General features: G+C 28.7%; 8 protein-coding genes. 3 read left to right on the top strand and 5 right to left on the bottom strand.

The genetic code is table 11. From position 1 onward, the window contains the following. Positions 1 to 329 precede the first annotated feature (329 nt). Positions 330 to 668, top strand: a complete 339-nt coding sequence (locus AB2369_RS06905) for a winged helix-turn-helix domain-containing protein (RefSeq protein ID WP_367665745.1) — start codon at positions 330 to 332, stop codon at positions 666 to 668. Between the two features lie 484 nt (positions 669 to 1,152). Then, positions 1,153 to 1,662, top strand: coding sequence for a hypothetical protein (locus AB2369_RS06900; protein WP_367665744.1), 510 nt, complete (start codon positions 1,153 to 1,155; stop codon positions 1,660 to 1,662). 152 nt (positions 1,663 to 1,814) lie between these two features. Here the strand turns inward: AB2369_RS06900 and AB2369_RS06895 are convergent, their stop codons facing one another. The 4 genes from AB2369_RS06895 to AB2369_RS06880 all read right to left on the bottom strand — a co-directional run bounded on the left by AB2369_RS06895 (position 1,815) and on the right by AB2369_RS06880 (position 8,059). Beyond that, positions 1,815 to 2,354: a GNAT family N-acetyltransferase gene (locus AB2369_RS06895; protein ID WP_367665743.1), complete on the bottom strand. Its 540-nt coding sequence runs from the start codon at positions 2,352 to 2,354 to the stop codon at positions 1,815 to 1,817. Between the two features lie 788 nt (positions 2,355 to 3,142). Continuing rightward, on the bottom strand, positions 3,143 to 5,335 hold the full coding sequence (locus AB2369_RS06890; RefSeq protein WP_367665742.1) for a DNA topoisomerase III: 2,193 nt from the start codon (positions 5,333 to 5,335) through the stop codon (positions 3,143 to 3,145). 479 nt (positions 5,336 to 5,814) lie between these two features. Then, positions 5,815 to 7,554: an ABC transporter ATP-binding protein gene (locus AB2369_RS06885; protein WP_367665741.1), complete on the bottom strand. Its 1,740-nt coding sequence runs from the start codon at positions 7,552 to 7,554 to the stop codon at positions 5,815 to 5,817. A 253-nt stretch (positions 7,555 to 7,807) separates the two neighbouring features. Then, on the bottom strand, positions 7,808 to 8,059 hold the full coding sequence (locus tag AB2369_RS06880) for a hypothetical protein (protein WP_367665740.1): 252 nt from the start codon (positions 8,057 to 8,059) through the stop codon (positions 7,808 to 7,810). A 326-nt stretch (positions 8,060 to 8,385) separates the two neighbouring features. Here AB2369_RS06880 and AB2369_RS06875 point away from each other — a divergent pair, with 326 nt between their 5' ends. Beyond that, positions 8,386 to 9,957, top strand: a complete 1,572-nt coding sequence (locus tag AB2369_RS06875) for an FAD-dependent oxidoreductase (protein WP_367665739.1) — start codon at positions 8,386 to 8,388, stop codon at positions 9,955 to 9,957. A gap of 433 nt (positions 9,958 to 10,390) precedes the next feature. On the opposite strand, the gene AB2369_RS06870 is transcribed toward AB2369_RS06875, so the two are convergent. Then, positions 10,391 to 11,530: a DEAD/DEAH box helicase gene (locus tag AB2369_RS06870; protein WP_367665738.1), complete on the bottom strand. Its 1,140-nt coding sequence runs from the start codon at positions 11,528 to 11,530 to the stop codon at positions 10,391 to 10,393. Between the last annotated feature and the right edge of the window lie 279 nt (positions 11,531 to 11,809).

Below are 11,809 nucleotides of genomic sequence, written 5' to 3'. Positions count from 1 at the left end.
ATGTAAACCTATTTATTTAACAATTTTAATTATATAGTTTTTATTCTCATATATTGTTAATCTTTATACTTTTTATACTTTTTAAACTAAGTTCAAGTACATGATATAAACTTTCTGTTATGCTTTAATTTTGCAATTATTTAGGTTAAAATATGAATATATAGGCGAATCATTAAAAATTACTACTAAAAATATACTTAAAAGCTTTTGTAAGATAAAAGTTTTTTATTTCTAATTTCTACTTTATTTATGATTGTAGGTAAAATAGTTTTTCATAAATAACTATACATTTTTAATATACATAATATTATTTTAAGGAGCTGTTATTTTTGTTTGATGTAAAATATAAAATATGGCTAGATAAGGATGGAAAAGTTTTCGGTGAAGGTCCTTATAAATTGCTAATGGGAGTTAAGGAAAAAGGCTCCTTATCTGAAGCTGCTAAGATTTATGGTATCTCATATAACAAGGCCCACACCCTTATAAAAAACATTGAAAAGAATTTAGGATTTCCTTTAATTATAAGAAAGACTGGGGGAGCTCATGGTGGTGGATCTGAACTTACAAAAGAAGCTGAAAAGCTCATGGATAGGTATTCCAAATTTTACTGTAGCTGCGAAAAAGCTATAGAGGAAATTTTTAATTCTTATTTTCATGATTTTAAGTAGTTATATCAAATCTAAAGGATTTATATATACTATCTAAACTCTACAGTTTTCAAGGTATTAAGTACATATATAAGTTAAGGTTAAAATTAATCTATATAGGTTTTTGATTGAAAACTTATCTTATGCACTACTTAAAATTCAAGGTTTTAAAGGATTTAAGTGTATGTATAAATTAAGATTCAAGCTAAACACCCTATAACCAAATTTAACTTTAATTTTTCACAAAAAAAGTGATTAGAATAATGATAATATCATTTATTCTAATCACTTTTTTAACAATATATTTTGGGGAATATAGTGTTTTTATTTGCAAAGTCGTTATACTAACACTAGTATAACGAATCCCATATACTATGTCAACTCTTAGAAATAAATTATTATATATTTTTCTTATATATTTGTAATTTATCTCTAAGTATATTCATATATTTAAATGTATATGCCTATTAGGGCATTTTAATTCTATATATAAAGGAGGGGTTATATGTCTTTTATAAAAAAGATTTTTGATTCTTCTAATCTATTAAAAAATAATCTAGAGTCTGTAGATAAGCTAAAAGAAAGAATTAAATCTTTAGAAAAAGAATTAGACTCTGGATACACAGCCCTTGGAAAATCAATAGCCTATGCTCATTTTAACTGCACGGAAAAAGAGAACATAGATAGTGAAAAGTTATTAAATGATCTTAAAAATATCTATGAAGAAATACAAAGCTTAGAAACCGAAATTATAGAGGTTGAGAAGAAAGCTGCAAAAGATAAACTTTTAAAGGAAAAAGCCGCCCTTGAGAAAGACTTTTTAAAGGAAAAGGATTTACTAGATAAAGCTCTTGTCCTAGAAGACATAGATAAGACTGCATACGATAAAAGAATTACGGAGCTAAGAAAAGCCATAGACAACTTTGACGCTATAAAGAAAATTGAAAAATACCAAGAACTAGGTATTTTAAAAAAGGAAGAAGCTGAAAAGAAAATTGAGGAGCTTTTAAACTAATATTTTAAATTAACTCCTTGTGATAGATAATTTATCCAACAAACAGGTTAAATTACTATGTAAAAATATTATAAAAGGATTTATTTCTAAAGTGTTAATATCTTAGAAATAAATCCTTTATTCTCTTTAAACATATTCTGTAATTTAAATACTTAATATTTAAAATCATTCCAGTTTACTGGAGTAATTTTTCCCTCTATCCAATCTTCTCTTGTAATACCATACCCAATTGAATCATATACTTCTCCATTTTTGCATTCCCAGGCTTTTCGATACTGTGCCTCTTTAACAAAACCACTCTTATGGAACACACATCTCATAGCATAATTATCCTGCCTTGTATTAGCTTCTATCCTTACTTTATCAGGGTAATTATTAAATATATAATCAACTAACCATCTTACAGTCTTTGTCCCTATTCCCATTCCTTTATGCTTACTTAAAATTCTTATATCAAACATAGGGCATTCATCTTGTAAATCATAAATTCTTATCATTCCAACCTTTATGTCCTGATCTAAAATAACCCAGAATGTTTTACACTCATCCCCAGTATAATAGTCATTTTCATAACTTTTCCTAATTCTTTCTGGCTTTGGGTTAGGTGTTCCATAAAACTCCCATGTATCTGATACTAAAAATTCTATAAGATTATCAATTTCATCTTTAAATTCTTCAAAGTGTATTTTCATTATTTATTCCCCCCTTTTATACATTGAAAGTATATTTCAATTATTCAGATAATTACAGGTTCATATCATGATAATTGTAGCATTTTATTCCATATAGTGTCAATAACTGGGATAATATTTATTTTACTGAATATACAAATATTTTTATATGATTATATTGAATAAACTTTCTTAACTGCAAATTATGGTATATAATGTAAATATAACTTTACTAGAAACAAACTACTTTAATCTTGATTTTAGAAGTAAAATGTATATGAAAAATAAATATATTCCAAATTTTTCTACATCAATAATTTTTATAATATGCATTATGCTAATTACTGCTAGATTAAGAAGTAAATCAATAATATCCCTAAAAACATTTGATTTTCTTATTATTTTGTGTGTAATAATGCATACTATAGTATATATTCATTCATTAATTAGAAAACGTAAAACTAAGTAAATAAGTAGTATGGGAATATAACCCTAAGAGCTTAGTAAACAAGAAACCTACATTTTGGAGCATTATCCCGAAACAAAAAATTCTGACAAGTTGCTCCTAGGTAACTCTCTAACCTCATAAAGGTATTCAACATAATCTAAGGATCATGATAAAAATATCAGCATGGAGATTAGAGATTATGGCTAGAAAAAAATACACTATTTAATAATGCTAGAAAAGTATGTGGTTATGACATTAGATTATTGATTTATTCTTTTTATCCTAAAATTTAAAAACATCTTTTTATCTATAATTAAAAAAGTCAGCAATGATTTAACTTAATATCATTACTGACTTTCTCTTATTTATCCTTATTAAACATAGCCATTAAATCTCCAAAAGGATTATTTAAAGGTTCCTCTGCTTCTTTTTTCATCTTTTTCATTATATTATTTACTTCTCTCTTATTTACCTTATCATTCTTATCAAATCTTTTACTAAATACAGATGCCTTCTCTCTAAAGTTACAGTTAGAATTAGGGCAAACATAGATTTGACCATCACCCTTACCTCTAAGCTCTAATCTCTTTTTACATTCTGGACATCTTGCATTGGTAAATTTACTTACATTTTCTCTATGTCCACAGGCTCTATCTTGGCATACATTCATTACTCCATGTTTTCCTTTAACTTCTAACATGTATTTACCACACTCTGGACACTTTTTCCCTGTAAGGTTGTCATGCTTAAATTTATCACTGCTTCCCTTAACATCCTTCACTAGTTCTGCAGCATATTCTCTCATTTCATCAACGAATACCTTCGGATCTTTTTTACCTTTACTTATAAGCTCTAGTTCTAGTTCCCACTTAGCAGTCATTAAAGGTGATTTTAATTCCTCTGGTACAAGTTCTATTAGTTGTTTTCCTTTTCCTGTAGGAATTATTTCTTTTCCGTTCTTCTCTATATAGAACATGTTAAATAACTTCTCTATAATATCGGCCCTTGTAGCAACAGTTCCTATTCCTCCTGTTTCACCTAAAGTTTTAGCTGCCACCTTATCTACAGCTACATACTTTTGAGGTTTTTCCATGGCTGATAGTAATGTACCTTCATTAAATCTTCCTGGAGCCTTTGTCTTAAGCTTTCTACTCTCCACTGATGTTATATTTAACTTGTCACCTTTTTTAACTACTGGTAATACTTGGCTGTCTTTTTCATCCTCATCTTCTGTTAAGTCTTCTGCTCTATCATATACCTTCTTCCAGCCCTTAGACTTTATTACATTACCTTTCGCAACAAAAGTTTCCCCATTTATTTCTACATTTATGGTAGTTTGTAAATATTCATATGGTGGCAGCATAACTGCTAAGAATCTCTTAACTACTAAATCATAAATATGCCTTTCCTCACTACTTAAAAGCCCTATGTTTCCTCTCTCTTCAGTAGGAATTATGGCATGGTGATCACTAACCTTACTATTGTCTACAAACCCTTTATGTCCATTTATCTTTCCACTTAAAATTTCTGTAGCACATGCTCTATAGCTTCCTATAGAAATTGCTTTTAAACGATCTGGAAGTGTTGCAACTATATCTGTAGAAATATATCTTGAATCTGTTCTAGGATAAGTTAACACCTTATAGTTTTCATATAATCTTTGCATTATGGATAAGGTTTGTTTTGCTGAATATCCAAATATTCTATTAGCATCCCTTTGTAGTTCTGTTAAATCATAAAGAGCTGGAGCAAACTGCTTTTTATAGCTCTCAGTAACATTAGCTACAATTCCTTCTTTTCCTTTAGTAGATGATAAAACCTTATTTGCTCTATCCTCTTCAAAAATATTACTATTATTATTCTTATCTCTCCACTGCAGAGTAAATCCTTTTGCCTTAGCATTTATTACATAGTAATCCTTTGGTTTAAAGGTTCTTATCTCCTCTTCACGGTTAACTATCATTGCTAAGGTAGCAGATTGTACACGTCCAGCAGTTAATTGTGCATTATGTTTACAAGTAAGTGCTCTAGTTATGTTTAATCCTACCACCCAGTCTGCTTCTGATCTACATCTTGCTGCCTTATATAAATTATCATACTGTGATGAAGGCTTTAAATTTTTAAATCCATCTTTTATTGCTTTATCTGTTTGTGAAGATATCCAAAGTCTTTTTACTGGTTTTTTTACTCCTGCCTTTTCAAGAATCCACCTTGCTACTAACTCCCCTTCACGACCAGCATCAGTAGCAATTACTATTTCTTCTACATCTTTTCTGTTTAGCTGAGCTTTAACTACGCTAAACTGCTTTCCACTTTGTTTAATAACTACAAGCTTTAAATATTTAGGTAACATTGGTAAATCTTCTAATTTCCAAGTTTTATATTTATCATCATAAACCTCTGGATCTGCTAAGGTTACTAAATGTCCTAAAGCCCAAGTTACAATATATTTATCCCCTTCTATAACTCCATTGCCTTTTTTATTACATTTTAATACTCTAGCAATTTCTCTACCTACAGAAGGCTTCTCTGCTAAAACTAATATCTTTCCCATGTTAAAAATTCCTTTCTTATACGAGTTTAATCCATATTCTATTATTATTCTTCTAAATATTATTAACTTAACCTGTTGTGCTAGTTAAATCTCAAATTAGACTTAATTGTTGATTTTAAATTATAAAATACAAGACTTAAGTATCTAAATCTAATCACCTCAAAATACTATTTTAACTAACACAAGGATTTAATTTATATAATACTAGTTATTATACCATATATAGACACACTCTTTCCCTTATAATTTTTCGTATGCTTTTCTATTTCTATGGATAAATGCATATTAATATATTCTATACTCTATATAAAAGAAATATATTTATGAGAAAAACTTAATAGTAGCTTCTATATGTTCTTTAGTTATATTTAAACATCATAAGTTATAAAATATAAAAGTCTAGATTTTACTATTTAAAAATAAAATCCAATAGAAGGCTTTTAATACATCCTATTGGATTTAGTCTCTTAAAATATTTCTTAATTTACAGATACTTTAACTTCATCCTGAAAATCATTAATATTGGTTATATTGTACAAGGAATAGAAGTATCCTTTCTTAAAAATTAACTCTTCAAAGGATCCCTTCTCATAAATTGTTCCATTATTTAAAACCAAAATTTCATCATACATAGATAAAATATTTTTATCTATCTTATGCGTAATTACAATTTTAGTTAACCCCTCTATTTTGCCAAGAGATGTTTCAATGCATTGTGAAGTAGCTGCATCAAGAGCAGATGTACCCTCATCCATAATTAATATAGGAGCTTTTCTAATTAAACTTCTAGCTATAGAAATACGTTGCTTTTCTCCACCAGATAAAAGCTTTCCACCTTCACCGCAATCATGATCATAACCTTTTTCATTTATTAAGTTAGTTAAACTTGCCCACTTTACAACCTCATTAAGTACATCATCATCATATTTTTTAAACATTGATATATTCTCACCAATAGTGTTATGGAATATAAACACATTTTGCTGAATTACTGAAAATAATTCGTATAAACTGCTCGTCTTAATTTTTCTTAATTCTAAATCATCAAAGATAATTTCCCCTCTATAGCTATCCATATATCCAAGGATTAAGTTAAGAAGAGTAGACTTTCCACTTCCACTTCCTCCAACTAGAGCATAGCTCTTACCCTTTTCAAATTTCACATTAATGTTCTTTAAAACATCTCTACCTTCTTCATATCCAAAAGAAACATTATTAAATGAAATAGACTTGTTGAATTCACTTTTAAAACTCTTATCCTCCTCATTATCATCACAATAAGTTTCTTTCTCCATTTTTTCTATAAGATTCTTACTGGACTTTCTTGCCGGAATTAAGCTTCCAAGTTTATTAATAGGATCTATGATAAAATTCAACAACTGTATAAAAGCTACCACTGTTCCTGCTGTGATTACCCCTTTGATTGAGTAATAGGCTCCAACGCCACAGGTAACTAAAGACAGAGCAAATCCAGCCTCTCCTGAAATTAGTTCAATTAAATTAGCTTTTCTATTTTTTCTCTTCTTTGAGCCTTCTAATTCCCTATTACTAGAATCAAATTGATTAAAAACTTCTTTTTCCACCTTAAAGCTTTTAATTACTGGAAACCCTGTAAGCATGTCCTTAACTGCCGCTATAAACTTTTCATTGGTTGTTGATAACTCCTGATCAATTCTACTAAGAGAATCACCAAATAAATAGGATACAACTATAGACAATATACTTGCTACTACAACAATTAACATAAGTGAAAAACTATAATAGGCCATTGTTATAATAGCTAATATAAATTGCAGTCCTTGAGAAAATATAGCAATTGCAGACTTCACATACCCTGATTCTATAACATTTAAATCATTAGTAAATATTGAAATATATCTACTGGTAACATTTCCTCCAAATGCATTCATATTCTTTTTTAGCAGATTATTAAAAGCATAGTTCTTATATTGTTTCATGGCTTTTTCAGAATAATTATTTATAAAATGCCTTTTTAATAAACAAATCACTACAAACCCAGCCATAAATATAGCATATTTAAAAATAACAATCTTTAGTTGTTCCAATGTTCCTTTTGCCGCAACATCTATAAGTTGTTGCAGCAATAAAGCATTTATTATATTATAGACAGCTGCTAATATGCATACAAATATTGACATATAGAAATTCAACTTGTTATTTTCATAAAACTGATTTACATACTGGCTTCTCTTTCTCATATTACCCATTCCCCTCAATAATTAATCTTATGGATGATTATTTCTTATTATTGGTTTAGTACCACCCTATACACTATTCTACTAATAAATTTTATACAAAAGAGTATCTTCAAAATCTACTCTTTATTGTTAGATAGCATATCAAAGAAAATATCCCCTTAATAAATCGTTGGACATTCTATTTATAGAACTATTATCAAATCTTTATGTACTAAGATTAAACTAACCATTTTATATATTGTATCCTAACAAGTTATACCCTATTGTGCATAATATTAACTATTTTTTCAATTAAATTATTATTTCCCCAAAGTATAAATCTAGCTTTACCTTCTTTTCCTATAAATTCGTAATTCAATATTATCTTTCCCATACTTCCTTCTACTATTTTCATTAATTCCTCACGAATACTCTTTAAATCTTCTTTAGATCTAGGATATACATCTATTACAGTACCAATCTCTATCCTTTTATTAACTTGATTATTATCATTTCTTTTTAACATATATACTCTCCTTTTGTCTTATACAAGTCATTATAAAAATAAGTTCCTTTAACCATTACTCCCTTTACTTCCTTTACACTTTTAATTAGATTATCACACCCCCTTTTACAATTTATCCCTTTTCTTTATTGTACTACTAATTTTACATTTATGTAAACTTTTTCTATTAATTTATTCACTTTTCACTTAAAATTCTTATACATAACAACCCTCAAACATATAATTGATTTATGTCAATACCTTGGACACAAAAGATATATTCTTATATATGAATACGTTTATTTATTTAGGAAAAAATATGATAAGTATTTATAAGGAGGATTAAAATGAAAAAGACTTATAATTTAAAAGGTTTTGAAAGCACACTAAGTTCCTATTGGATAGACTCAACTAATTCTACTAGTAATTATCCTAAACTAGAAGATAATATGGAAATAGATATAGCAATTGTAGGCGGTGGAATAACAGGGATAACCTGCGGACTTTTGTTAAAGGAAGCTGGTTTTAATGTAGGAATTTTTGAAAGAAATACATTAGCCTCTCTTGCTACTGGTAATACTACAGCTAAAATTACCTCCCAGCACCACTTAATATACGATAAACTTATATCTTCCTTTGGATTTGACGCTGCCGCTAAGTATGGAAAGGCTAACGAAGAAGCCATAAATTTTATAGAGGATACCATAAAAAAATATAATATAGATTGTGATTTTAAAAGGCTTCCTTCTTATATTTATACCCTTGAAGATAGCTATATAGAAACCCTTGAAAAAGAAAATAAGGCTGCTCTTAGCATAGGATTAAAATCTAATCTATCAGATAATGTTCCTCTACCCTTTCCTGTAAAAGCTGCAGTAGCCTTTGAAAATCAAGGGGAATTTCATCCTCGAAAATATATTCTATCCCTAGCTAAAAATATTCATGGTGGAGGAAGTTATATCTTTGAGAACACCCCTATAATGGACTTAAATCAAGAAGATGGAAAGAAAATAACTCTAACCACTGATGATGGAAAAAATATTATAGCTTCAAAGGTTATAATAGCATCTCAATTCCCTTTCTATGATGGTTTAGGATTATATTTCAATAAATTAGTTGCAAGAAGATCCTATGTTATAGGCTGCAACATAAAAGAAGATTTTCCAAATGCTATGTTTATAAATGCAGAAGAACCTGGTCGCTCTTTAAGGAGTGTAGACAATGAAGGTAAAAAGCTTATATTAATAGGAGGGGAAGGACATAAAACAGCTCATGGAGGAAGCACTTTAAATCGTTATAATAATTTAGTAGATTTTGCAACTAGCAATTTTACTGTAGAATCTATTCCTTATCATTGGTCTACTCAAGATTATAAATCCTTAGATTCCGTACCTTATATAGGACGCTTAACCTCATCCTTAAAGGATATATATGTAGCCACTGGTTTTAATGAATGGGGTATGTCCACTGGAACCCTTTCAGCAATAATCTTAAAAGACCTTATAGCTAATGGTTGTAGCATCTATGAAGGAGTCTTTAATCCTAGTCGTAGCTTCTCCTTAGAATCTACTAAAAACTTCCTCTCTATTGGGGGCCACGTAGCTAATGATTTATTAAAAGGAAAGTTAAATGAGGGCTCTCATGATATTTTCTTAGAGGAAGATGAAGGAAAGATAGTTACTATTGAAGGGGATAGATATGGAGCTTATAAGGATAGAGAAGGATTTATGCATATAGTTGATATAACTTGTACCCATCTTGGATGTGAGTTAAAATGGAACGATGGTGAAAAATCTTGGGATTGTCCTTGTCATGCCTCCAGATTTTCTTATACTGGTAAGGTGTTAAACGGTCCTGCCTTAAATCCACTCCATTATTATGGAAAATCTAAAAATAAAATAGATCCTAATATACTATAAAAGAAAAACCACCTAGGATAATATTGAATCCTCGGTGGTTTTTCACTTTCCCTTAATACACTGATATTCTTATATATTAAGGATTTACTTTTTCTTTTTATCCTTATTCTTATCTTTTCCTTTATCTTTTTTACTATTTTTACTTGATCCGCTCTTGCTTTTTCCCTTATCAGGCATATCCATCCCTCCATAATAAATTTACTTTTTAATTTTTTATCTAAATAATTCATTGTTATAATATGAATTAACTAGACTCTATTTTCATAGATCTTCTAAATTTAATATAAGAGTAGTATAACTCCTTCTATTGAGAAGATTTACTTTATCTAATATTATGAGGGATTCTATATGTTTATGACTACATTATATATTTTAAATTCTAGGTAACGTGATAAAAGGACCTATTGAAATATTCTCAATAAGTCCTTTTATACTAACCTTCTATAATTTCTCCCTTATATAGGCCTAGCTTCTCTATTTCTATACCTAAATCTCTTTCAAACTTCTTTATAAGATTCTCTTCCTTAGGGTCCACTAAAGAGTAGGATATTCCCTTCTCTCCTGCTCTACCAACTCTTCCTGCTCTATGTATGTAGTCTTTTGAATCCTCAGGTAGATCTAAATTTATAACATGGGTTATTCCCTTTATATCTAGCCCTCTTGCTGCTATATCTGTAGCAATTAAAAGAGTTGCTTTTCCTTTTCTAAAATTATCTAGAGCTCTTTTTCTATCTTCTTTTCCATTAGTTCCATGTAATGCTTCCGCCTTAAGTTTATGGAATTTAAGCTTATCTAAGGCTATATCTACATAGTAACCGCTATTAATAAATACTAATGCCTTTTTTATTTTATCTGCATGAACTATCTTTCTAATAACATCGATTTTATCTCTACGTTCTGCAATAAAGTATCCATGTTCTATGTCTTCATTAACTGTGTTTTCTTCTTTAACCCTAATTACCTCAGCATCATTCATTATGGTTTGAGCCCCTGTAATAGATGCCTCTGTTAACGTAGCTGAAAACATCATAATTTGAATGTCTTCTTTTAAAGAATTTCTAAGCTCTTTTGTTCCAGATTTATTATTTTTATCAAAAAGCTTATCACTTTCATCTAATACTAATGTTTTTATTGTATTACTTGTAATCTTTTTCTTTTTAATAAGATCTAATACACGTCCACCTGATCCTACTAATATATGAGGCTTTTTCTTTAATTTTTCTATTTGTCTATTTACATTAGCACTTCCTATTAAAGGAGTAACTGTCACCTTAAGATCACAGGTATTTATAAGTTCTACTATTGTACTATTTATTTGGGATGCTAATTCATGAGTTGGAGCTAAAATAATACATTGCATTTCCTTTTTTGAAGTATCTATTTTTTCTATTATAGGTAATAGATAAGCCAAAGTTTTACCTGTACCAGTTTCTGATTGAGCTACTACATTTTCTCCCTTTAATAAAACTGGAATTGCTTTTTCTTGAATTTCTGTAGGTTCTTTAATACCTAATTTATCTAATCCTTCTATAACATTCTTACTTAAGCCTAGTTTTTCAAAATTCATATCCATAGTATCTACCTCTTTTTTCTAAATTCAGTAACTATTAATTTTATCAATAGTTTCCCCTATTGTCAAAGGCTTAATTCTATTATAATGTATTAAAAATACATGTTATTAAAATTAATTAAAAAAGCTATCCCCCCCATTCATATACAGTATATTGTAATTAATGTTATAATTAATATATAAATCCATAAATATATTAATAGAAAATCTAATTTAGAGTGCCATAGATGATAATAAGGAATTATAAAGACACTGATAATTTAATTAAAATTACATATGCAC

The sequence above is a fragment of the Clostridium sp. genome (assembly GCF_040797585.1).
Lineage (GTDB): Bacteria > Bacillota > Clostridia > Clostridiales > Clostridiaceae > Clostridium_Z.
Note: the sequence above shows the minus strand (reverse complement) of the source record. Positions and strands in the feature narration are given on the sequence as shown.

Bases quoted from the DNA above. Each gene is read 5' to 3' on its own strand.
- AB2369_RS06900 (WP_367665744.1), top strand. From the start codon at position 1,153: ATGTCTTTTATAAAAAAGATTTTTGATTCTTCTAATCTATTAAAAAAT.
- AB2369_RS06895 (WP_367665743.1), bottom strand. From the start codon at position 2,354: ATGAAAATACACTTTGAAGAATTTAAAGATGAAATTGATAATCTTATA.
- AB2369_RS06890 (WP_367665742.1), bottom strand. From the start codon at position 5,335: ATGGGAAAGATATTAGTTTTAGCAGAGAAGCCTTCTGTAGGTAGAGAA.
- AB2369_RS06885 (WP_367665741.1), bottom strand. From the start codon at position 7,554: ATGAGAAAGAGAAGCCAGTATGTAAATCAGTTTTATGAAAATAACAAG.
- AB2369_RS06880 (WP_367665740.1), bottom strand. From the start codon at position 8,059: ATGTTAAAAAGAAATGATAATAATCAAGTTAATAAAAGGATAGAGATT.
- AB2369_RS06875 (WP_367665739.1), top strand. From the start codon at position 8,386: ATGAAAAAGACTTATAATTTAAAAGGTTTTGAAAGCACACTAAGTTCC.
- AB2369_RS06870 (WP_367665738.1), bottom strand. From the start codon at position 11,530: ATGGATATGAATTTTGAAAAACTAGGCTTAAGTAAGAATGTTATAGAA.